This is a genomic window from Pseudoflavonifractor sp. HCP28S3_F10, from assembly GCF_052065415.1.
GTDB lineage: Bacteria > Bacillota > Clostridia > Oscillospirales > Oscillospiraceae > Pseudoflavonifractor_A.
Map to the genome: position 1 here is coordinate 87,568 of NZ_JBQHUB010000001.1, position 20,851 is coordinate 108,418.

The window sequence follows — 20,851 nt, forward strand, 5'->3', positions numbered from 1 at the left end:
GAGGGCGCATGGCATGGGACAGGCAGGGGAGAAGCGTGCCGGTGTGGCGCTCCCTCCAGAGCAAATTCATCCTGAGCTACGGGGCCATCATCATCGCGCTGATCCTGTTCCTCAACACCTACCCCATTCTGATCTCCCAGGACCTGGTCTTCCGCTCCAAGCAGGACTCCCTGTGGCGGCAGGCCGACCTCATCACCTCCACCCTGGCGGGAAGTGAGGGCCTTACTGCCGAGGGAGTGGAGGCCAACCTGACCCAGCTGGGCGTCATCGACGCCACCCGCCGGGTGATGGCCGCCGGCGTGGACCGGGTGATGGTCACCGACCCGGCGGGGCTGGTCCTCTTTGATACCAGCGAGGTGGACAACGCCAAGGACAAGTACGGCCTTCTGTGGGAGGTGGTCAGCGCCCTGCGGGGAGAGGATGTGTTCCGCTGCGAGTACCGGGAGGACGCCTTCCGCAGCCGGGCGGCGGCGCCCATCCGCTACCGGGGCATGACCCAGGGCGCGGTCTATCTCTATGAGTATGACGAAGAGCAGGCCGGGATGCTGGTGGATTTTCAGAAAAACCTGCGCAACATCTCCATCGTCATCTGCGTCGTGACGCTGCTGTTCAGCCTGCTCTTCTCCACGGCGGTGACACGGCGCATCGCCGTGCTGCTGCGGGGCATCCGCACGGTGCGGGAGGGCGAATACAGCCACCGTGTGTCCATGTCGGGCGGGGACGAGCTCACCCAGCTGGCCGACGAGTTCAACGCCCTCACCGGCCGGCTCCAGACCACCGAAGAGGTACGCCGGCGCTTTGTGTCCGACGCGTCCCACGAGCTCAAGACCCCCCTGGCCTCCATCCGCCTGCTCACCGACTCCATCCTCCAGGCCGAGCACATGGACGGCAGCACCGCCCGGGAATTCGTGGCTGACATCGGAGAGGAGGCCGAGCGGCTCACCCGCATCACCGAGAAGCTTCTCACCCTCACCCGGATGGACACCATGCCCCCTGTGGTGCGGGAACCGGTGGACCTGAAGCAGGTGGTGCTGCGGGTGGAGCATATGCTCACCCCCCTGGCCGGGACCCGGCAGGTAAACTTCCGTATGGACCTGGCCGGGTACTGCACTGTGCTGGCAAACGAGGATGACCTGTACCAGGTGACCTTTAACCTGGTGGAGAATGCCATCAAATACAATGTGCCCGGGGGTACGGTGATGGTGAGCCTCTTCCTGCGCCGGGGCCGGAACCGGGGGGACGGGGATCTGGTGGTCCTCCGGGTGGAGGACACCGGCGTGGGCATCCCGGAGGAGGATATGCCCAAGATCTTCGACCGGTTCTACCGGGTGGACAAGGCCCGTTCCCGGGAGGCGGGCGGCACCGGCCTGGGCCTGTCCATCGTGCGGGATATGGTGCGCCAGCACGGCGGCACGGTGGAGGTCCGCCGCCGTATGCCGGAGGGGACCTGCTTTGAGGTGGTCTTTCCCCGCTGGCAGCCGGAGCAGAAGGAGGAAAAGCCATGAAAAGGCGGAGACTGTTTCTGATGGGGATCCTCCCGCTGCTGCTGGCCGGGTGTGTGCTGCGCTCAGTCGGCGAGAATGCCCGGCCGGAGGGCTCTTATCAGCTCTATTTTCTGGAGGCTGCCGACGGGAGCGGCGCGGCCATCGCGGGAGAGACCTGGCTGCCGGAGGAGGGGGAGGACGATGTGATCCAGGCTCTGCTCTCCGCGCTGCTGGCCGGCCCCACCCAGCCGGGGCTCACCTCCCCTTTTCCCGCCGGCGTGCGCCTGCTGGGCTGGGAACAGGAGGATACCCGGCTCCACCTGGACCTGTCCGAGCAGTACGAGGGCCTGTCCGGTGTGGACCAGACCCTGGCCAACTACTGCCTGGCACTGACGCTGTGCCAGGTGGAGGGGGTGGAGTCGGTCTACCTTACGGTGGAGGGAGCGGAGAGCCCCTTCCTCCACAGCGAGGAGCTGCGGGCCGAGCGGGTGATCCTCTCGGGCGCGGAGGAGGAGCCGGTGGCTTTTACGGCCACCCTGTGGTTCCCCCAGCGGGAGGGGGAGGGCCTGGGCGTGGAGTACCGCCGGCTGCTCCTCACCGAGGAGGACAGTTTGAGCATGGCGGTCCTCTCCGCGCTGCTGGAGGGGCCCCGGTATGAGAGCCTGCGCCCGGTGCTTCCCGCAGGAACCGAGGTGCTGGGCGTGGCCACCGAGGAGGGCGTGTGCCATGTGGATCTTTCCCAGGCCTTCCTGGACGCCCTGCCCCGGGATAGCGGAGAGCTGCGCCTGCTGGTCTACTCCATCGTCAACACGGTGGCCGGCAATGTGGAGGCTGTGGAGTCGGTGCAGCTGCGGGCCGGGGGAGAGCCTATCCGCCTGCCCGGCGAGCTCTCCGGTCCCCTGGTCCCCGACCTGACGCTGGAACACTAGGGCCGCCGCCAGGTTGACAAATTTAGTTCTTTAGCGTACCATATAACCCAATCACACAGACAGATTCCGGGGCCCGCGCCCCACTCCAACAACAGAAAGGAAGACCCTGATGAGCCAGCAGCGTCCCGGCACCAAGTGCCTCCACGCGGGCTACCGCCCGGAGAACGGCGAGCCCCGCAACATCCCCATCATCCAGTCCACCACCTTCCGCTACGCCACCAGCGAGGCTATGGGCAAGCTCTTCGACCTGGAGGCCGAGGGCTATTTCTACACCCGGCTCCAGAACCCCACCAACGACCGGGTGGCGGCCAAGATCTGCGCGCTGGAGGGCGGCAGCGCCGCCATGCTGACCTCCTCCGGCCAGGCCGCTTCCTTCTATGCGGTGTTCAACATCTGCTCCTGCGGGGACCATGTGGTGGCCTCCTCCGCCATCTACGGCGGTACCTACAACCTTTTTGCCGTTACCATGAAGCGCATGGGCATCGAGTTCACCTTCGTGGAGCCCGACTGTACCGCCGAGGAACTGGACGCGGCCTTCCGGCCCAACACCAAGGCCGTGTTCGGTGAGACCATCGCCAATCCCGCCCTGGCCGTGCTGGACATCGAGAAATTCGCCTCCGCCGCCCACCGCCATGGGGTGCCCCTCATCGTGGACAACACCTTCCCCACCCCCATCAACTGCCGCCCCTTTGAGTTCGGCGCGGACATCGTGACCCACTCCACCACCAAGTACATGGACGGCCACGCCAACGCCGTGGGCGGCGCCATCGTGGACTCGGGCAAATTCGACTGGACCAAGTATCCCGACAAGTTCCCCGGCCTGTGTACCCCCGACGACAGCTATCACGGTGTGACCTACACCGAGCGCTTCGGCCTGGAGGGGGCCTATATCACCAAGGCCACCGCCCAGCTCATGCGGGATTTCGGCTCCATCCCCGCGCCCATGAACGCCTATCTCCTCAACGTGGGTCTGGAGACCTTGCCCCTGCGGATGGCCAGGCACTGTGAGAACGCCCTGGCCGTGGCCAAGTTCCTCCAGAGCCATGAGAAGGTGGCCTGGGTCAAGTACCCCGGCCTTCCCGGCGACCGGTACTACGAGATGGCGCAGAAGTATATGCCAAACGGCACCTGCGGCGTGGTCTCCTTCGGCGTGAAGGGTGGCCGGGCCAAGGCTGAGACCTTTATGGCCGGGCTGGAGCTGGCCTCCATTGCCACCCACGTGGCCGACGCCAAGACCTGCGTGCTCCATCCCGCCTCCGCCACACACCGGCAGATGAACGACGAGGAGCTGAAGGCCGCCGGTGTGTCCCCCGACCTGGTGCGCTTCTCCGTGGGCATCGAGGATATCAACGACATCCTGGAGGATCTGGACAGGGCCCTGGCGGAGGTGTAAGCGTGTACGTCAAGCCGGAACTCTATTCCTCCGCCCCGGCGGAGGAGCGCCACCCCCGGGAGATGGCGGTGTATGCCCTGCTGGATGAGCTGGGCATCCCCTACACCCGCTGCGATCACGACCATGCCGACACCATGGAGGACTGCCTGGCGGTAGAACAGGTGCTGGGCGTGCCGGTGTGCAAGAACCTGCTGCTGACCAACCGGCAGCAGACCGACTTCTACCTGCTGATGATGCCGGGAGACAAGCCCTTCAAGACCAAGGACCTGACCGCCCAGCTGGGCTGCGCCCGGCTGTCCTTCGCCACGCCGGCGCACATGGAGGCCCTGCTGGGGGCTGCCCCCGGTTCGGCCAGCGGTTTCGAGCTGATGAACGACCGGGAGGGGAAGGTCCGCCTGCTGATGGACCGGGAACTCCTCTCCGGGGCCTTTATCAGCGGCCACCCCTGCTTCTCCACCTCTACCATCAAGGTCGCTCTGGCCGATTTCCGGGAGAAATTCCTCCCCGCCGTGGGTCATGAGGCCACTGTTGTGGATCTGCCCCGGCCGAAGGCCCCCGCCAACTGAACAGACGAAAAGACCGGGAGCCGGTCCGTAAAAAATGCGGACCGGCTCCCGGTTTCTGCCCTTATATTACCACAAAATGACGAAAAAGTCAAGTCTTGCACTGAAAACGCCGCCGGTGTAATACTAAAACCTGATAAAAGGCTGTACAGCCTTTTATAGCGCGAAGCGCGTCAGGTTTTTATGAGACGCCGCCACACGACACGTGCGTCACCAGCGTGCGAAGCACGCGGGATTTCAAATAAAGCATTTTATTTGAAATCAGTATAAAACCAGTGTGAGGTGATGATGATGGACGAGCTTTTGGCATTGCGCCCGCTGGAAAACGGGCGGGAACAGGCGATGGCGCGGCTGCTGGAGCGGGGGAGCGTTACACTGCCCCTGACGGCGGAAGAGGCGGCCGGGCTGCTGGAGCGCCGGGACCAGGCACTGCGGGACACCCGGCGGGTGGAGTTCGGCCCGGGAGTGCTGGAGAAGCTGATGACCGCCTTCCGGGATTCCCCTTATCTGGACCCGGCGTGCTGGGCCGAGACCCTGGCCGGGCTGCAGGACCTGTTTTACGAGTACAAGAACCAGTGCATGGATGCCCTGTCCGACGATGAGCTCATCGCCGCCATGCGGCGGCTCTATGACGGGGAGGCCGGGGGTTCCCTGGACTATCTGGGCGGGACGGCGCTGGAGGAGCTGTGCCGGCGGCTGAGCAGCGGGGAAAGTTGGGAGGATGAAGATGAGAACTGAATTGGAGCGCCGGGCCGGAGCCATGCCGGAGGGGCTGCGGCGGGAGCTGTGGACCCTGCTGGCCCGGCAGGCGGCCCGCTATACCCGGGGGCGGAGCAGCTCGGTGTCCGAGGGGGCGGCCCGGGAGCTGATGGAGTCCATCTGCTTTACCCTGGGGCTGGATCCAAACGCCGGGAGCGGGGACTGGGCACGGCTGGAGCGGCTGGGCGTGGAGGAAGCCTTCCGCCTGGGACAGGCGGCGCTGGCGGAGGAGATGGAGAGAGGCAGGGCGCTGTACCGGGCGGTGCGGGAGAACATGCCCCGGCTGCGCAGCCGCTCCCTGGAGGATACGGTGGGGAGCATCGGGACCTTCTGGCGGCGGTACGACCGGGAGCTGCTGGCCCATCAGATCCCCTGCGACATCGACTATCAGCTCTCCCTGCCGGTGCCGGAGCACAGATTGGGGGTGCTCTACGTCAACGAGTATCTGCGGCGGCTGTGGATGGAGCAGGACCTGCTGCGCCGCTTCGACTGGGGACGGACCGCCGCCCTGCTGACACGCTGCTGCGGCGACTATACCGGGCTGCTGGTAAACCTGTGGGAGCCGGTGGCCGTCAACGCCCTGGGGCTGGTGCTGGCCGGGCGGGACCCCTTTGCCCTGTGGGTGGACGAGAAGATCCGGACGGAGCTGGCCCGGCTGCTGCTGCCCCTGAAGCGGGCGGAGCGGCTGGAAACGCTGGAGCGGGGGGCCTGCCGTCTGGCGGACGCCCTGGCGCTGGAGCAGCTGCCCCAGCGGCGCTATCTGACGGCGGAGGCCCGGGCTCTGCTTCCCCGGCTGACGGCGGCCCTGGAGCACGGGGACCTGAGCGGCGTGTTTTTTGATTTTGCGTGCTGAGCATAACGCCTATTGGGGGCCGGGCGCTTCCTCTTCCAGGGCCTCGGCGTGGATCAGACCGTCGTAGGCCTCATAAAACTCCCCCAGCTGGCCGGTGTAACCCGGTTTCCAGGGCTTGTTGCGGCCGCAGTAGTGGACGATGGCTGTGTGGCTGCACACCCAGTCCAGGTCTATTTGTGAGCCCGGCGTCAAACGGGAGAATGTGAGCAGCCGTTCGGTCATATTATATCGCATGGGGTCCAGCAGATGGATGCGGTCGCCGTAAAGGGCGCTGATGATGTCCTGGTCGGGCAGGAGCAGGGCGGAGCGGTGCTCCTCCACATAGTCCAGCACCGGCTGGAGCTCCTGCTCCCGGCGCAGCCGCTCCAAATTCATCAGCAGCACCCCGGAGTTGATATAGGGCCCCGGCGTCCGGGACTGGAGCCGCAGGGCGTTGAATTTTTCCAGGGAGCGGTTCACATGGCTGGCCGCGGCGAAGAAGCAATCCCCCATGGGGGTGGCCCACAGCTCGTCCAGCGGGCGGATGGCCACCAGGTCCGGGTCCAGATAGAGCACCCGGTCCAGGTCTTTGGGGAGATACCGGGCGGCGAAAATGCGGTCGTATATCTCGCAGGGATAGCGCCCGGTGGTGGGGGCACCGGCGAAGAGACGGTCGTCCGCCCGGATGCCTACCAGCTCCAGATCGGGGGCGTCCACCGCCCGGGCTACCCGGTCCAGGTCCTCCGGAACGAGGGAGCGGTGGAGCACAAAGACCCGGATATACCGGCCCGGATGCTGCTGTGCCACGCTTTTGAGCATGACGGCCAGAGGGTGGAGATAACTGCGGTTGACCGTAACGAGAAGATCCATGACGTCGTTTCCTCCGGGAGATATTTGGAGCGGTGGAAAACAGCCTTTGCATCCACCGCCCTGCAAAAAAGGATTACAAATCAAAATACCACAGTTTCCTCTAAAATTCCGGCGAAATTTGTGAAGAAAAAGAAAACAGAATATGAATCTTACACGCGAAATAATATGGAAAAAGATAGATGTTGGCTCCTCATATGTCTTCCGATGAAAGACATATGAGGATTTTTATAAAATGGAAAATATGCGGGGCGCCACAAGTATAGAACAAAAATTGTGGGGGAAAATACAAAATTATTTTCCTTGACGAATGGGCTGATATGCGTTATGATGATAATGCAAAAAGGGAATATAGACAGGACCCGCCACAAGGATGTGCCGCATCTGGTCTGTAGCAGAATAGATGCGTTTAAGTGTCCACGGTATAAGGACATATTGCGGCGGTGAATGGGCTCTGGAGAATCCCAATGACGGGGGCCGAAGGTGTAAGGTGCCGGCAAGGCGCCGATCTCTCAGGCAAAAGGACAGAGTGGAGCGCAGCCGATATGGGGGAGAACCCGCCGGCTGCGATTTACAGGGCCAGGCCGGAATACGGTCGGGCTTTTTATTTTGATTGGGGGGTGTGCAGCGGAGCATTTCTTGAGGCGGCAGCCCGGCGAAGTGTGCCGCCGGGCACGGCATTTGAGAGGAGTCCCTCTGAGGAAGTTAAAGGGAGGTAAATGTATGGAACAACTGACAATCCTTGTAGGTAAAGCCAGCGACTTTGTGTGGAACAGCGTACTGCTCTATGTGCTGGTTGCTACCGGTATTCTCTTCACCATTCGGCTCGGCTTCATCCAGATCCGGAAATTCGGCGCCGGCTGGAAGCAGATGTTCGGCAACTTCAGTCTGTCCGGCAAAAAGGCAGACAAGGACGGCATGAGCTCGTTCCAGGCGGCGGCCACGTCCATCGCCGCCCAGGTGGGCACCGGCAATATCGTGGGCTGCTCCACCGCCATCCTGTCCGGCGGCCCCGGCGCCATCTTCTGGATGTGGATCGCCGCGTTCTTCGGTATGTCCACCATCTATGCCGAGGCGGTCCTGGCCCAGAAATATAAGACCAGAGACGACAGCGGCGCTATCATCGGCGGTCCTGTCTATTACATCCGCGCCGCCTTCAAGGGAGGCTTCGGCAAGTTCATGGCCGGCTTCTTCTCGGTGGCAATCATCCTGGCCCTGGGCTTCATGGGCAACATGACCCAGGCCAACTCCATCAGCAGCTCCTTCGAGACCGCCTTCCACGTGCCCAAGATCGTGATGGGCGTGATCCTGGCGGCGGTGGCCGCGTTCATCTTCCTGGGCGGCGTGAAGCGCATTGCCTCCGTCACCGAGAAAGTGGTCCCCATCATGGCCATTTTGTACCTCCTCGGCGGCCTGATCGTGATCATCGCCAACGGCAGCCACATCCCCGAGGCGTTCCGTCAGATCTTTGTGGGCGCCTTTACCCCCAACGCCGTTCTGGGCGGCGCCATCGGTATCACCGTGAAGCAGGCGGTCCGTTTCGGTGTGGCCCGCGGCCTGTTCTCCAATGAGGCTGGTATGGGCTCCACCCCCCATGCCCACGCCATGGCCAAGGTGGCGAAGCCTGAGGATCAGGGTCATATCGCCATCGTCTGCGTGTTCATCGACACCTTCATCGTTCTGACCATTACCGCCCTGGTGGTTCTGACCAGCGGCGTGGTGAATATGAACGATATTGAGGCCAGCCCCGAAGCGGCCTCTCTGGCTCAGGCGGCCTTCAGCACCGTGTTCGGCAATTTCGGCAGCATGTTCGTAGCCATCTGCCTGCTGTTCTTTGCCTTCTCCACCATCGTGGGTTGGTACTTCTTCGGTGAGCAGAACGTCAAGTACCTCTTCGGCAACAAGGCCGTCAAGATCTACGCCGCCATCGTGGTGGTGTGCATCGTCATCGGCTCCGCGCTGAAAGTGGGCCTGGTGTGGAACCTGTCCGACCTGTTCAACGGCCTGATGGCCCTGCCCAACCTGATCGCACTGATCGCCCTGTCCGGCGTAGTGGTGCGCATTTCCAAGGGCCAGGATCAGCCTCTGACCCACAAATAAAGGGCTGTAAAAGGAACGCTTTTCCTGAACAAAGGCGGCGGCGCATATGCGCCGCCGCTATTTTTTGAATGACGATTTAAGGTGAATTTTTAAAGACATGCATCTGATATAAATTCCGCATGAATCCTTAAGAAAGGTGACGGTGCGCTAGTACATGCATAGAAGTGTCAAAAAGAACGATAAGAGAAAACTTAATGAATCGGAGCGGGATAAAAGAGCGGGGCGGTACGGAAAAACGGGGGAGTGCGCAGACAGAAAAAGACGGATCTGTTACTAGAACACGCTAAAGCGTGATAAAAAACAGCTAGTACGCGGACAGAAGAAAAAAGTAAAAAATTTCTAGATAATGGGAAAACATTTTTTCTACGGATCGAACCGGGATTTTGCTTGACGATAGGGGGAAACTATCATATAATCGCACCGAAAGGCGGGGAATTGCTTCCCTTCCTTTAAGTGAAAATGCCTGAACTTGCATTTTCTCGATATCCTCTTTCCTCTTTCTTCTTGCAGAATGCCCCGTGCCGGTTCCGGCGCGGGGCATTCTGTGTCTACAGAACTCTGGCCAAACGGAAGCGGCTGTGGTATGATATTGCACAGATGTCATACAGAGAGGAGGCGTGCTATGAAGGATTGGGATGGACTTTATCAGGAGTGTATGTCCTGCCGGAAATGTCCCCTGTGCGAGACGCGGACCAACGTGGTCTTCGGCGAGGGGGCCCGGGACGCCGAGGTCATGTTCATCGGCGAGGGACCGGGAGAGCAGGAGGATTTGACCGGCCGCCCCTTTGTGGGACGGGGCGGTAAATTCCTGGACGAGATGCTGGCCATGATCGACCTGGACCGATCCAGGGTGTTTATCGGCAATATGGTGAAGTGCCGGCCTCCCGGGAACCGGGACCCGCTGGCGGCAGAGCAGGAGGCGTGTATCGGCTACCTGCGCAACCAGGTGGCGCTGATCCGGCCCAAGATCATCGTCTGTCTGGGCCGCATCGCGGCCATGAAGCTGATCAAGGAGGACTTCAAGATCACCCGGGAGCACGGCGTCTGGTTCGAGAAGGCAGGCGTGCAGATGACCGCCCTTTTCCACCCGGCAGCCCTGCTGCGGGATCCCCGCCGCCGGCCCGAGACCTTCGCGGACCTGAAGGCCCTGCAGGCCAAGATCCGGGAGATCTGCGACCATACCTATTGATTGAAGTGCTTGAAAAAGCCCCGGAGGCGTCTGCCTCCGGGGCTCACATTTTTTGCGGGATATGTGGAAAATCTATCCGCCGGTCTTACGCTTGATGACCTTGAGGCGGACAAACTCCTCCCGCTCCTTCTCCTCCAGCGCGTCGGTGATGAAGCGGATGGTGTGGTCAAAATTGGGGATGACAATGTTCTGCAGGGCGTTGGCCCGCTTCTGGGTCTTGCGGATGGACACGGCCAGCCGGTAGATGGAGGTCTCCACCTCGGCCAGCTGCCGCACCAGTTCTTTCACCCGGTGGAACTTGATATAGGCGTCGTCCAGGGCGGAGCTGGTGGAGGCAAAGCCGTATTCCGGCCGGGGCGGGGGACTGCGGTCCGGGATATGGGGCAACTCCACGCCCATGAGGGAGCGGTACTGGATCTCCAGCGTCCGGTCCACATCCACAGCTTCGGCGATCTGGTCGCAGATGCCCAGCTTCAGGTTGGCGGTCTGCAGTGCGGCGTAGGCCTCGGCAAAGACGGCGTCGATCTGGGCCTGGACGTCTTTTGCCGTGTCCATCAGGGCCATCATCTCCCGGATGAGAATGTTGCGCTTGCGGTCCATCAGCTCGTAGCCGGTGGCGGCCAGGGCACGGGAGCGCCTGGCGGCCATAAGGTTACCCTTGGTGGGCAGGATGGCGGCCATGGAAACGCGCCTCCTTTCAGGGCTGCCCGGCCAGGTCGGACAGGATGCTGTGGTAGGCGCCTTCCACATAGTGGGCGTCCAGCGTGGCGTCGTCCACCCGGTCCAGTTCGCTGCGGGGCAGCAGGGTGAGCAGCTTCCACCCCAGGTCCAGCGTCTCATTCATGGTGCGGCCGTGCATCACGTCCTGGCGGATGAAGAGCCGCTCAAAGGCCCGGCCGAATTCCAGATACTGCTTATCCACGTCGGAGAGCTCATCCTCGCCGATGACGCCGGCCAGGCTCCGGGCGTCCTGCACCTTGGAGTAGGAGGCAAAGAGCTGGTTGGACAGGGCGGGATGGTCGGCCCGGGTGAATCCCTCGCCGATGCCGTCCTTCATCAGGCGGGAGAGGGAGGGCAGGATGGCGATGGGGGGATAGACTCCCTTCTGGTCCATGTCCCGGTCCAGTACGATCTGGCCCTCGGTGATATAGCCGGTCAGGTCGGGGATGGGATGGGTGATATCGTCGTTGGGCATGGTGAGGATGGGCACCTGGGTCACCGAGCCGGGCCGCCCCCGGATCATGCCGGCCCGCTCGTACAGGGAGGCCAGGTCGGAGTACAGGTAGGCGGGGAAGCCCTTGCGGGAGGGGATCTCGCCCTTGGAGGAGGAGAACTCCCGGACGGCCTCGCAGTAGGAGGTCATGTCGGTGAGGATGACCAGCACGTGATAGCCCTTGTCAAAGGCCAGGTACTCCGCGGCGGTGAGGGCGCAGCGGGGAGTGAGGATGCGCTCGATGATGGGGTCGGAGGCCAGGTTCATGAACATAACCACCCGCTGCAGCGCGCCGGCCTCCTCAAAGCTGCGGCGGAAAAAGTCGGCGGTGTCATTCTTCACGCCCATGGCGGCAAAGACGATGGCGAATTCGCCGTCCCCCTCGCCCACCTTGGCCTGACGGACGATCTGGGCGGCCAGTTCGTTGTGCTTCATGCCCGAGCCGGAGAAGATGGGCAGCTTCTGCCCCCGGATCAGGGTCATGCTGCAGTCGATGGCTGAGATGCCGGTCTCGATATAGCTGCGGGGATACTGGCGGGACACCGGGTTGATGGCGGAGCCGTTGATATCCCGGCGCTCCTCGGGGTAGAGCTCTCCCAGGCCGTCGATGGGACGGCCGGCGCCGTCGAACACCCGGCCCAGCATCTCCTTGGACAGGGCCAGCTTCACCGGCTCGCCGGTGAAGTGGGTGCGGGCGTTGTCCAGCGAGACGCCCCGGGTGCCCTCAAAGACCTGGAGCACCACCCGGTCGCCGTCGATGAGGATGACCCGGCCGTTACGGACGGCGCCGTTCTCCAGGGTGATCTCCGCTGTCTCGTCGTAGGAGACGCCGGATACGCCCTCCAGCGTGATAAGAGAGCCGGACAGCTCGGACAGGCCGATATATTCTAGTCTCATGACAGATCAACTCCTTGCAGAGATGGGAAACGCGGGGCTGGAGCGGTCAGCGGTTGGCCTCATCCACGCTCTGGAGGGCCTGGTCGATCCGCCGCTCGTAGTCCGCGAATTTCTCCATCTGGTCATTGGGGATCTCATACTTCATCTTGACCAGAGCGTCGAAGATGCCGGTGGCGCGGACCTGGGACAGGGGGATGGAGCGCTCCAGCAGCCTGCGGGCCCCGTCGTAGAGCCGGAGGATGACCTCCATCATGCGGAACTGCTTTTCCAGGGGGACATAGGTGTCCACGGTGTGGTAGGCGTTCTGCTGCAGGAAGCCAACCCGGATGAGGCGGGCGATGTCCAGCGTCAGCTTCTGGTCCTCGGGCAGCACGTCGGAGCCGATGAGCTTGACGATCTCCATAAGCTGGTCCTCCTCCTGCAGCAGGGAGAAGATCCGCTGCCGGTCGGCCATGAAGCCGGGGGCCACGTTCTGGTCGTACCAGGGCTTCAGGTCGTCCAGATACTCGGAGTAGGACGTGAGCCAGTTGATGGAGGGGAAGTGCCGGGCGTAGGCAAGGGAGCGGTCCAGGCCCCAGAAGGTGCGGACATACCGCTTGGTATTCTGGGTCACCGGCTCGGAGAAGTCGCCGCCCTGGGGAGAGACGGCGCCGATGACGGTGACGCTGCCCTCCCTGCCCTCCAGAGTCTCGATATAGCCCGCACGCTCGTAGAACTCGGCCAGACGGGAGGCCAGATAGGCGGGGAAGCCCTCCTCGGCGGGCATTTCCTCCAGGCGGCCGGAGATCTCCCGCAGGGCCTCGGCCCAGCGGGAGGTGGAGTCAGCCATCAGGGCCACGTGGTAGCCCATGTCCCGGTAGTACTCGGCGATGGTCATGCCGGTGTAGACCGACGCCTCACGGGCGGCCACCGGCATGTTGGAGGTGTTGGCGATGAGGATGGTACGGTTCATCAGGGGCTGCTGGCTCTTGGGGTCCAGCAGTTCGGAGAATTCCTCCAACGCCTGGGTCATCTCGTTGCCCCGCTCGCCGCAGCCCAGATAGACGATGATGTCGGCGTCCGACCACTTGGCCAGCTGGTGCTGGGTCATGGTCTTGCCCGCGCCGAAGGGGCCGGGGATGGCGGCGGCGCCCCCCTTGCCGATGGGGAAGAGGGTGTCGATGATCCGCTGGCCGGTGATGAGGGGCCGGTGGATGGGCAGCCGCCGGGCCATGGGCCGGGGGGTGCGGATGGGCCAGGACTGGGCCAGCTTCAGGGCGTGGACCTGTCCGGCGGCGTCGGTGAGCTCCACCAGGGTGTCGGCAACGGTATAGGACCCGCTGGGGACCACCCTTGTCACAGTGCCCGACAGCCCGGCGGGCACCAGGCAGCGGTGGAGGATGAGGGGAGTTTCCTGGCACTGGGCGTACAGCGCGCCGGGGGACAGGGTATCTCCCGCCTTTACGGTGACGGTGGTATCCCATTTGCGGCTCTCATCCAGAGTGGGGATGTTCAGGCCCCGGCCGATGAAGGGGCCGCTCTTTTCCTCGATGAGACGCAGGGGACGGGCAATGCCGTCGAAGATATTGCACAGCAGGCCGGGCCCCAGGGTAATGGACATGGGAGCTCCCTGGCCGGTGACCGGCTGGCCGGGCATGAGCCCGGCGGTGTCCTCATAGACCTGCACGGTGGTGATGTCGCCGTTGACGCCCACCACCTCGCCTACCAGGCCCTCTTCGCCTACATTGACCATGTCCATCATGGCCAGGCCCCGGCCGCCTTTGACGGTGACCACAGGGCCGTTGATGCCGTAGATCTCACAGCGGTTTTCACTCATGATCCCGGGTCCCTCCTTCCAAAGTGCCGCCGTCCGCGGCGTCCACCAGCGACAGGCCCACCAGACTGGCAAAATGGCCCCGCAGTTCCTCCATATTGGCGTCAAAGGAGGAATCTATCCGCAGACCCAGGGACTGGGACTGGGCGATGAGTCCGCCCATCCGGATGGGGCCGGCCTGGATGGTCAGCGGCCGGCCTGCCAGGGCGATGAGAGCGTCGGCCAGGGGCAGGTCCTCCTCCCGCAGGTAAACCACCGTGTCCTCCGCGCCGGACAGGGGGATCAGCGCCTCCCGCAGCAGCTGGGAGAGGCGGCGGGGATAGGCCTCGGTGCGGGTGAAGGCGGCGGTACGGGCGCGGACCAGGGCAAAGACCTCGGAAGCGATCTCCTCCCGGCGGCGGAAGAGGGCCTGCTTGCGCTCCAGCATGTGCCGGGAGACCAGACGGCCCTGCTCCGAGCGGATGCGGGAGACCTCCCGGTGGATATAGTCATAGGCCTCCAGCAGGACCTGGTCCTCCGCGGAGGAGAGGGCGGCGTCGTGCCGCTCCTTCAGTTCCTTCGAGACGCGCTCGGCCTCGGCGCTGGCCTCGGAGAGCAGCGCCGAGGTAAAACGGTCCAGTTTTTTGGAAAGTTCAGGCATAGTTCATCCTCCATGGATCAATCGATAGACAGGAAGAAGGGCGGGACGCTCACAGCTTGACGCCGATGGCCTCCCGGATGTAGCGGGTAATGGAGTCGCCGGAGCGGCCGGCGCTGTGCCGGTCGGGGATCTCCACCACCAGGGGGCGGTGGGCGCTGAGCTTCATGGGGGCGATCTTGTCCTCGCAGAGCCGGGCCAGATGCTCCGAAATCAGGAGCACGCCGATCTCCGGGTCGGCGGCGGCGTCGTCAATGGCCTCGGCGGCCTCGTCCGCCTCCCGGACCACCACGCCTTCGATGCCCGCCAGACGCAGTCCCACCTGGGTATCCGTGCTGTCGGTGATGACGAAATACTTCATGGTGCGGCCCCGTTACGAGAAGAGGAGCAGCAGCGCCACGATCAGGCCGTACAGGGCCACGCCCTCGGCCAGACCCACGAAGATCAGGGCCTTGCCGAAGGCCTTCTCATTCTCGGAGATGGCGCCCAGAGCGGCGGAGGCCGAGGCGGCCACGGCGATGCCGCCGCCGATGCCGGAGAGGCCCACGGCCAGGGCGGCGCCCACATACTTCAGGCCGTCGGCAATGCCGGCGGCGGCCTGGGCGGTCTCACCGGCGGCAGCGGCGCTGCCGCCCATGCCCAGCACGGTGGCCAGGATCAGGCAGGCGAAAAAGGACGCGATGTTGGCGCCCAGGGCGCGCCTGGCCCGCTTGCCGGTATACTTCCGGATGCCGGTGAGGAACAGGGGAGAGAACATGGCCAGGCTGGCGAAAAAGACAATGAGATATTTCATGTGAACAGACCTCCATTGAATTGAAATAGCGGCGGCCGGGATCAGCCGCTGCTGCGGGCGGTGTAGTCGATCTTTTTGGGCCGGAAGGGGACGCCGCCGTCGTCGTAGAAGCGGCCAAAGAGCTCATAGAATTCCAGACGGAGGACCTGGATGCCCACCAGCAGGCCCTCGAAGCCCATGACAAACAGGTTGCCCAGGACGATGACCACCGGGTTGAGCCCCGAGCCGGCCAGCATCCGCACCACCAGCATCAGGCCCACATGGGTGATGGCGTAGGCGCCCACCCGCATGAAGGAGAGGGTGTTGGTGAGGTAGGAGAGCATGGTCTCAAAGAGCTCGAAGAAGCCGGTGCCCAGCACCTGCCCCAGGGGGACCTCCCGCCAGGCGGGATCTCCGGCAGCCAGCAGGGAGAGGGGCTCCCGCAGGAGTATGCACACCACCGGCAGCACCAGCACCGGCAGCACATAGGCGGGAACGAAGAGATCGACGTGAAAGACCAGAGAAGCCAGAGCGGCGATGATGATGCCGGCGTAGAACAGAATGCCCGCCGCTCCGTTGGGACCGAAGAGGATCTTTTCAAAGTTGTGCTGGCGGATGCCGTTGATGATATTGAGCACCATCACCGTGAGCAGCATGAACACGCCCAGGGCCACCGACAGCAGCAGGAGTACCAGCACGTTGCTGGAGCCGGGAAGAATGCTGCTCTCCTCCATGATCTTGAAGCCGGGCAGGATGTCCTCAAAGCCGAACACGCTGCCGTACACGCAGCCGAACAGGGCGCCTGACAGGCCGCAGCAGGTGATGATATTGCCCAGCCACATCTTTTTCCACCGGGCCAGCACAAAGCCGATCAGGGCCAGCCCCAGGCCCTGGCCCAGGTCGCCGAACATGATGCCGAAGAACAGGCAGTAAGTGATGGCCATAAAGACCGAGGGGTCCAGCTCGTTATAGGCCGGCAGGCCGTACATCTCAAGGAAGGGGCGGAACACCCGGCCCAGAAAGCTGTTTTTCAGTTTGGTAGGGGGCTTGACCGACTCGATCTCGCCGGCGTCGTCCACCACGCAGGAGCAGTCGGGCCAGGCGGCAAGTTTTTCCGTCAGGGCGGGCAGAGCGTCCTGGGGCACCCAGCCCAGAAAGTAAAAGGTGTCGTGGGAGCGGGCGGCATACCGCCGCAGGTCGCATACCTCGCTGTGGTAATGCAGCCAGGAGTACACCGACAGCAGATGATCCTTCTCCCGGGCGGAGAGGGCTTCCATTTCGGCATGGACGGCGTCCAGCTTCTCCCTGGCCTTGCCGGTCAGGGCCGCCAGGGATTCGATCGCCTCCGACGGGGTGCCGTGGAGGGAATGGTCCAGCCGGATACGGACAAAATGGAGGGAATTGAGCAAGGTATCCACCTGCCTGTGAGCGCTCTTGGAGGTGAAGTAGATCCCGTAGACCCGCCTGGTCCCCACCTTGGTGGGGATGAAGAAGAGGTCCTCCTGGTCATTCAGGGCGGTCTGAAAGCTGTCATAGGTCTCCCGGGGCAGATAGCCGTACCGGAAGCGGGCATAATTCAGTCCCCACAGTTCATCCAGAGAGGTGGAGAGCCCCTTCAGGTTATCCAGCTCCTGGGACAGGCTCTCGTCCTCGTCCAGAAACTGTTCCTGCCGGGCCTGCTCCTCCTCCAGCGCCCGGCGCTGCTGCTCCAGAGAGTCAAAATAGGCGGGCAGGGCGTCCAGATCCAGAGCTTCCCCGAAGGAGGCATAGGCGGGCTCCAGTCCCAGACTGGTCATGACCTCCTCCGCCCGGCGGAGAAGGGGAGTATAAGGGTTGGTAAAGGAAAGGGGTCGGAGGCCGGAGACTTTTTTCATGAGCTGAAGCGCGTTTTCGGGATGAAACTCCTGGTCGATGACGCAGGAGGCCATCACGTCGTCGAACCGCGCCAGCGGGCCGGCCACGGTGAGCAGCTTCATGGGAACGACGGACATGGGGTCATCTCCCTTCGTAATATGGTGGGGAATGGTCAGCCGCCGAGGAGGCGGGGCAGAGTAAGATCGCAGGGCACACCGTATTTTACCGACTCGATCAGCCCGATCAGGGCGTGGAGCTCCATCTCCTTCAGGTTCAGATAGGCCACGGCGGTGCAGATAGACGCCGGTCCGGAGGTGAGCTGGCGGCGGTTGAACAGGCAGAACTCCCGGCGGCACAGGTCCTCCAGCTCAGAGAGGCTCTCCGCCGCCAGCAGGGGAGCGTAGGGGGTGGTACGCAACAGCTCCCGAACACCGGCAGCGTCCGGGGCCCGGCACAGGGAGCGGATCAGCTCGGGCCGCAGCCGGTAGTTGAAGGGGAAAAGCACCGGCAGGAAGTCCTGCTGGCCGGGGAAATAGGTCTTGAGGCGCAGAATGTGCAGCAGATTGAGCCGGTCGATCTCCTCGCCGTAGGACCGCAGCAGCACCGAACGGGTCTCGCCGGCGTATTCCCGGTGGATCACTTGATACATATGGGAAAAATAGACCGAGCGCAGCAGGGTCTCGGCGGCGGTATAGTCGGGCAGGCCTTCGGCCGGGCCGGGGCGGAGCCGCCGGAGGGCCGGGGCGTAGATGGTGCCCTGGGCGGCGGCGCACAGCCCGTCAAAGTCGGTACAGGCGGCCAGCCGGTTCATATCCAGCGAACTGTGGAGGATGGCCGGGGGCAGGGGAGAAAAACGGCCCGAACGCAGACGGCGCAGGACGGAGAGCAGGACCCGCTGCTCCTGAAGCAGGGTGGGGAAGGCCATCAGCGCCCGGTCCTGCCGGGGGATAAAATGGGAGAGCTTCTCATAGTCCAGCCGGAACTGCCGCCACAGGGCCTGCTCCAGCTCCAGGCGGCCAATGTACACGCCGCCGGAGAGGGCGCCGGCCGAGGCCGACCAGGCGGGATGGAGCCGCAGCAGCTCCGAGAGCTCCTCCTCCGAGCGGGCGGCGGCCATACGCTCATAGTCGGCCAGCCGCAGCCGTTTGCCGTACAGGGCGCGGACCTTGGCGGTGAGAGCCCCGTAATCCATCAGGGCGCCGATCATGACAGTTCGCCGGTCACCCGGGAGAGCAGGATATCCACCCACTGGTCCCGGTGGTTCTCGTAGGCGCGGTTCACGTTGTCCATGGCAGTGGCAAAGCGTTTATCCATGGCAGCCATGCTGGCCTGGGCGGCCTTTTCCTCGGTCTCCTCCACGATGGCCACCCGCCGGCGGGCCCGTTCCATGTACCGCTGGCGCAGTTCCTCCGACTCCCGCGCCAGGTCCCGGTCCAGACCGGCCTGGCGGTCCTTGACCTCCTGGGCGATGGCGCTGGCGCTGTGCTCGGCGGACAATATCCGGTTGATCAGATCGACATATTCCATAGGGATCCTTCCTTCCAGACGGGAGTTTTCAAACGAAATTTGCAGAATGTAAACTGGGGTCGAGAAAATGATTACATATTGTAGATTTTAGGGCTTCATTATCATAGCACTTGGAAGTTGGAATTTCCATGGGAATATGAACGAAAATTACGAAACGGAGCGGAAAGGATTTGGGCTATATTGTGCAGGATGGCAGAGTTTTGGCGTGAGTGAGGAAATAGTTGTGTTTGCCCGGCCCGCAGTAGTATAATGTACGAAACCTAAACTGGTGATTCTCGATTATCTTTAGAAAAACGGAATAAGGTCAGGAGGGAATTGGTATGAAGAAGCTGCTGCAGCTTTTGGAAGAGGACTGCACGCTTACCCGCGACCAGCTGGCTTCCATGTCGGGTATGACGGTGGAAGAAGTGAACGCGGAGATCAAGAGATATGAGGAAGAGAAGATCGTACTGGGCTACAAGGCCATTATTGACTGGGACAGCACCGACCGTGAGGCGGTCACCGCGCTGATCGAGGTCAGTATCACGCCGCAGCGGGGCGAAGGCTTCGACCGCATCGCCGAGCGGATCTACCAGTACGACGAGGTGGAGAGCGTCTACCTCATGTCGGGCGCCTTCGACCTGACGGTCATCATCTCGGGCCGCACGCTGAAGGAAGTGGCCCAGTTCGTCAGCCAGCGCCTGGCCCCCCTGGAGGGCGTGACCGGCACGGCCACCCACTTCATCCTGAAAAAATATAAAGAGAAGCACCTGATCTTTGAAAAGCAGGCGCCGGGTGAAAGGGAGTTTATCTTCGTATGAACTATGATCAGATCCTCAATCAGCGGATCCAGGCGGTAAAGCCCTCGGGTATCCGCAAGTTTTTTGATATCCTGGAGGAGATGAAGGACGCCATCTCCCTGGGCATCGGCGAGCCTGACTTCGTCACTCCCTGGCACATCCGGGACGCGGGCATCTACTCCCTGGAGAAGGGGTATACCAAATACACCTCCAACGCCGGCATGGCCGAGCTGCGGCGGGAGATCGCGTCCTATCTGAACCGGCGCTTCGGGCTCCACTATAACTTTGCCAACGAGATCGTGGTCACCGTGGGCGGCAGCGAAGCCATCGACCTGGCCCTGCGCTGCCTGGTGAACCCCGGGGACGAGGTCATCGTGCCCGTACCCTCCTTCGTGTGCTACGGCCCCCTGACCAGCATGGCCGGCGGCGTGCCCGTCTATGTGGAGACCAAGGCGGAGAACGAGTTCCGCCTGATGCCGGAGGAGCTGCGCGCCGCCATCACGCCCAGGACCAAGACCCTGGTGCTGCCCTATCCCTGCAACCCCACCGGCGGTATTATGGAGCGCTCCGACCTGGAGGCCCTGGCCCAGGTGCTGGAGGGGACCGACATCATGATCATCTCCGACGAGATCTACGCCGAGCTGACCTATGGCCAGCACCACGTCTCCCCCGCCAACCTGCCTGAGCTCTATGACCGCACCATCGTGGTCAACGGCTTCTCCAAGAGCCACGCCATGACGGGCTGGCGCATGGGGTATGTGTGCGCTCCCGAGCCGGTGATCCGGCAGATGCTCAAGCTGCACCAGTTCGGCATCATGTCCTCCCCCACCGTCAGCCAGTACGCCGCCATCGAGGCCATGCGCAACGGCGACCACGATATCGAGAAGATGCGGGAGGAGTACGACGGCCGGCGCCGCTATCTGGTGGAGGGCCTGCGGCGCATCGGCCTGCCCTGTTTTGAGCCCAGGGGCGCTTTTTACGTATTTCCCGACATCCGGCCCACCGGCCTGACCTCCGAGGAGTTCTGTGAGCGATTCCTCATGGAGGAGAAGGTGGCCGTCATCCCCGGCAGCGCCTTCGGCCCCGGCGGAGAGGGCTTTGTCCGCTGCTGCTATGCCACCGGGCTCAAGGACATTGCCGAGGCCCTGACCCGGATGGATAATTTCCTGACCAATCTCAAGCGGAAGCAGGCCCGGGACGGGAACTGACCGGCCCGGCCGTGCGCACCATGGAAGAAACGGAG

At 63.1% G+C, this 20,851-nt stretch carries 20 protein-coding genes and 1 riboswitch; of the genes, 10 read left to right on the forward strand and 10 right to left on the reverse strand.

Annotation, left to right across the window (positions count from 1 at the left end):
- Window positions 1-8 precede the first annotated feature (8 nt).
- From ACTNBZ_RS00435 to ACTNBZ_RS00460, 6 genes are all read left to right on the forward strand, one after another.
- Window positions 9-1,505 carry a sensor histidine kinase gene (locus tag ACTNBZ_RS00435; RefSeq protein WP_441207671.1) on the forward strand — a complete coding sequence of 499 codons (1,497 nt, stop codon included), beginning with the start codon at window positions 9-11 and terminating at the stop codon, window positions 1,503-1,505.
- Window positions 1,502-2,413 (forward strand): GerMN domain-containing protein, encoded by a 912-nt coding sequence (locus ACTNBZ_RS00440; protein ID WP_441207672.1) that lies wholly within the window; start codon window positions 1,502-1,504, stop codon window positions 2,411-2,413. Before ACTNBZ_RS00435 ends, ACTNBZ_RS00440 begins: the two co-directional genes overlap by 4 nt.
- A gap of 109 nt (window positions 2,414-2,522) precedes the next feature.
- Window positions 2,523-3,806, forward strand: a complete 1,284-nt coding sequence (locus ACTNBZ_RS00445; protein WP_441207673.1) for an O-acetylhomoserine aminocarboxypropyltransferase/cysteine synthase family protein — start codon at window positions 2,523-2,525, stop codon at window positions 3,804-3,806.
- A 2-nt stretch (window positions 3,807-3,808) separates the two neighbouring features.
- Window positions 3,809-4,372 (forward strand): prolyl-tRNA synthetase associated domain-containing protein, encoded by a 564-nt coding sequence (locus tag ACTNBZ_RS00450; RefSeq protein WP_441207674.1) that lies wholly within the window; start codon window positions 3,809-3,811, stop codon window positions 4,370-4,372.
- A gap of 288 nt (window positions 4,373-4,660) precedes the next feature.
- Complete coding sequence (locus tag ACTNBZ_RS00455; RefSeq protein ID WP_441207675.1) at window positions 4,661-5,107, forward strand: DUF6323 family protein; 447 nt, start codon at window positions 4,661-4,663, stop codon at window positions 5,105-5,107.
- The gene (locus tag ACTNBZ_RS00460; RefSeq protein ID WP_441207676.1) at window positions 5,097-5,981 is read left to right on the forward strand and encodes a DUF6179 domain-containing protein; all 885 of its coding nucleotides are present in this window, start codon (window positions 5,097-5,099) and stop codon (window positions 5,979-5,981) included. The genes ACTNBZ_RS00455 and ACTNBZ_RS00460 overlap by 11 nt, the downstream gene beginning before the upstream one ends.
- Window positions 5,982-5,990: 9 nt before the next feature.
- Here the strand turns inward: ACTNBZ_RS00460 and ACTNBZ_RS00465 are convergent, their stop codons facing one another.
- On the reverse strand, window positions 5,991-6,830 hold the full coding sequence (locus tag ACTNBZ_RS00465; RefSeq protein WP_441207677.1) for a glycosyltransferase family 8 protein: 840 nt from the start codon (window positions 6,828-6,830) through the stop codon (window positions 5,991-5,993).
- Between the two features lie 441 nt (window positions 6,831-7,271).
- A riboswitch (glycine riboswitch) is annotated at window positions 7,272-7,365 on the forward strand.
- A 185-nt stretch (window positions 7,366-7,550) separates the two neighbouring features.
- Here ACTNBZ_RS00465 and ACTNBZ_RS00470 point away from each other — a divergent pair.
- Both ACTNBZ_RS00470 and ACTNBZ_RS00475 read left to right on the forward strand, forming a co-directional pair.
- Window positions 7,551-8,927 carry an alanine/glycine:cation symporter family protein gene (locus ACTNBZ_RS00470; RefSeq protein WP_441207678.1) on the forward strand — a complete coding sequence of 459 codons (1,377 nt, stop codon included), beginning with the start codon at window positions 7,551-7,553 and terminating at the stop codon, window positions 8,925-8,927.
- Window positions 8,928-9,549: 622 nt separating this feature from the next.
- Window positions 9,550-10,116 carry a uracil-DNA glycosylase gene (locus ACTNBZ_RS00475; RefSeq protein ID WP_441207679.1) on the forward strand — a complete coding sequence of 189 codons (567 nt, stop codon included), beginning with the start codon at window positions 9,550-9,552 and terminating at the stop codon, window positions 10,114-10,116.
- A 72-nt stretch (window positions 10,117-10,188) separates the two neighbouring features.
- Here the strand turns inward: ACTNBZ_RS00475 and ACTNBZ_RS00480 are convergent, their stop codons facing one another.
- The 9 genes from ACTNBZ_RS00480 to ACTNBZ_RS00520 are packed head-to-tail and all read right to left on the reverse strand — an operon-like array spanning window position 10,189 to window position 18,829.
- On the reverse strand, window positions 10,189-10,797 hold the full coding sequence (locus tag ACTNBZ_RS00480) for a V-type ATP synthase subunit D (protein ID WP_441207680.1): 609 nt from the start codon (window positions 10,795-10,797) through the stop codon (window positions 10,189-10,191).
- A gap of 16 nt (window positions 10,798-10,813) precedes the next feature.
- The gene (locus tag ACTNBZ_RS00485; protein ID WP_441207681.1) at window positions 10,814-12,226 is read right to left on the reverse strand and encodes a V-type ATP synthase subunit B; all 1,413 of its coding nucleotides are present in this window, start codon (window positions 12,224-12,226) and stop codon (window positions 10,814-10,816) included.
- 46 nt (window positions 12,227-12,272) lie between these two features.
- Window positions 12,273-14,042, reverse strand: coding sequence for a V-type ATP synthase subunit A (locus ACTNBZ_RS00490; protein ID WP_441207682.1), 1,770 nt, complete (start codon window positions 14,040-14,042; stop codon window positions 12,273-12,275).
- Window positions 14,035-14,679, reverse strand: coding sequence for a V-type ATP synthase subunit E (locus tag ACTNBZ_RS00495; RefSeq protein ID WP_441207683.1), 645 nt, complete (start codon window positions 14,677-14,679; stop codon window positions 14,035-14,037). The genes ACTNBZ_RS00490 and ACTNBZ_RS00495 overlap by 8 nt, the downstream gene beginning before the upstream one ends.
- A 49-nt stretch (window positions 14,680-14,728) precedes the next feature.
- The gene (locus ACTNBZ_RS00500; protein WP_441207684.1) at window positions 14,729-15,037 is read right to left on the reverse strand and encodes a V-type ATP synthase subunit F; all 309 of its coding nucleotides are present in this window, start codon (window positions 15,035-15,037) and stop codon (window positions 14,729-14,731) included.
- A gap of 12 nt (window positions 15,038-15,049) precedes the next feature.
- Entirely contained in the window at window positions 15,050-15,469 is a 420-nt protein-coding gene (locus ACTNBZ_RS00505) for an ATP synthase subunit C (RefSeq protein ID WP_441207685.1), read from the reverse strand.
- A gap of 41 nt (window positions 15,470-15,510) precedes the next feature.
- Entirely contained in the window at window positions 15,511-17,439 is a 1,929-nt protein-coding gene (locus ACTNBZ_RS00510; protein ID WP_441207686.1) for a V-type ATP synthase subunit I, read from the reverse strand.
- A 35-nt stretch (window positions 17,440-17,474) separates the two neighbouring features.
- A complete protein-coding gene (locus ACTNBZ_RS00515) occupies window positions 17,475-18,509 on the reverse strand; it encodes a V-type ATPase subunit (protein ID WP_441207687.1) in 1,035 nt (344 codons plus the stop codon).
- Window positions 18,506-18,829, reverse strand: coding sequence for a hypothetical protein (locus ACTNBZ_RS00520; protein ID WP_441207688.1), 324 nt, complete (start codon window positions 18,827-18,829; stop codon window positions 18,506-18,508). Before ACTNBZ_RS00520 ends, ACTNBZ_RS00515 begins: the two co-directional genes overlap by 4 nt.
- Window positions 18,830-19,149: 320 nt before the next feature.
- Here ACTNBZ_RS00520 and ACTNBZ_RS00525 point away from each other — a divergent pair, with 320 nt between their 5' ends.
- Both ACTNBZ_RS00525 and ACTNBZ_RS00530 read left to right on the forward strand, forming a co-directional pair.
- Window positions 19,150-19,629: an Lrp/AsnC family transcriptional regulator gene (locus tag ACTNBZ_RS00525; protein WP_441207689.1), complete on the forward strand. Its 480-nt coding sequence runs from the start codon at window positions 19,150-19,152 to the stop codon at window positions 19,627-19,629.
- Window positions 19,626-20,816 carry an aminotransferase class I/II-fold pyridoxal phosphate-dependent enzyme gene (locus tag ACTNBZ_RS00530; RefSeq protein ID WP_441207690.1) on the forward strand — a complete coding sequence of 397 codons (1,191 nt, stop codon included), beginning with the start codon at window positions 19,626-19,628 and terminating at the stop codon, window positions 20,814-20,816. The genes ACTNBZ_RS00525 and ACTNBZ_RS00530 overlap by 4 nt, the downstream gene beginning before the upstream one ends.
- Window positions 20,817-20,851 lie beyond the last annotated feature (35 nt).

Excerpts from the sequence above, each read along its gene's own strand:
- ACTNBZ_RS00435 (WP_441207671.1), top strand. The coding sequence starts at position 9 with ATGGCATGGGACAGGCAGGGGAGAAGCGTGCCGGTGTGGCGCTCCCTC.
- ACTNBZ_RS00440 (WP_441207672.1), top strand. The coding sequence starts at position 1,502 with ATGAAAAGGCGGAGACTGTTTCTGATGGGGATCCTCCCGCTGCTGCTG.
- ACTNBZ_RS00445 (WP_441207673.1), top strand. The coding sequence starts at position 2,523 with ATGAGCCAGCAGCGTCCCGGCACCAAGTGCCTCCACGCGGGCTACCGC.
- ACTNBZ_RS00455 (WP_441207675.1), top strand. The coding sequence starts at position 4,661 with ATGGACGAGCTTTTGGCATTGCGCCCGCTGGAAAACGGGCGGGAACAG.
- ACTNBZ_RS00460 (WP_441207676.1), top strand. The coding sequence starts at position 5,097 with ATGAGAACTGAATTGGAGCGCCGGGCCGGAGCCATGCCGGAGGGGCTG.
- ACTNBZ_RS00465 (WP_441207677.1), bottom strand. The coding sequence starts at position 6,830 with ATGGATCTTCTCGTTACGGTCAACCGCAGTTATCTCCACCCTCTGGCC.
- ACTNBZ_RS00470 (WP_441207678.1), top strand. The coding sequence starts at position 7,551 with ATGGAACAACTGACAATCCTTGTAGGTAAAGCCAGCGACTTTGTGTGG.
- ACTNBZ_RS00475 (WP_441207679.1), top strand. The coding sequence starts at position 9,550 with ATGAAGGATTGGGATGGACTTTATCAGGAGTGTATGTCCTGCCGGAAA.
- ACTNBZ_RS00480 (WP_441207680.1), bottom strand. The coding sequence starts at position 10,797 with ATGGCCGCCATCCTGCCCACCAAGGGTAACCTTATGGCCGCCAGGCGC.
- ACTNBZ_RS00485 (WP_441207681.1), bottom strand. The coding sequence starts at position 12,226 with ATGAGACTAGAATATATCGGCCTGTCCGAGCTGTCCGGCTCTCTTATC.
- ACTNBZ_RS00490 (WP_441207682.1), bottom strand. The coding sequence starts at position 14,042 with ATGAGTGAAAACCGCTGTGAGATCTACGGCATCAACGGCCCTGTGGTC.
- ACTNBZ_RS00495 (WP_441207683.1), bottom strand. The coding sequence starts at position 14,679 with ATGCCTGAACTTTCCAAAAAACTGGACCGTTTTACCTCGGCGCTGCTC.
- ACTNBZ_RS00500 (WP_441207684.1), bottom strand. The coding sequence starts at position 15,037 with ATGAAGTATTTCGTCATCACCGACAGCACGGATACCCAGGTGGGACTG.
- ACTNBZ_RS00505 (WP_441207685.1), bottom strand. The coding sequence starts at position 15,469 with ATGAAATATCTCATTGTCTTTTTCGCCAGCCTGGCCATGTTCTCTCCC.
- ACTNBZ_RS00510 (WP_441207686.1), bottom strand. The coding sequence starts at position 17,439 with ATGTCCGTCGTTCCCATGAAGCTGCTCACCGTGGCCGGCCCGCTGGCG.
- ACTNBZ_RS00515 (WP_441207687.1), bottom strand. The coding sequence starts at position 18,509 with ATGATCGGCGCCCTGATGGATTACGGGGCTCTCACCGCCAAGGTCCGC.
- ACTNBZ_RS00520 (WP_441207688.1), bottom strand. The coding sequence starts at position 18,829 with ATGGAATATGTCGATCTGATCAACCGGATATTGTCCGCCGAGCACAGC.
- ACTNBZ_RS00525 (WP_441207689.1), top strand. The coding sequence starts at position 19,150 with ATGAAGAAGCTGCTGCAGCTTTTGGAAGAGGACTGCACGCTTACCCGC.
- ACTNBZ_RS00530 (WP_441207690.1), top strand. The coding sequence starts at position 19,626 with ATGAACTATGATCAGATCCTCAATCAGCGGATCCAGGCGGTAAAGCCC.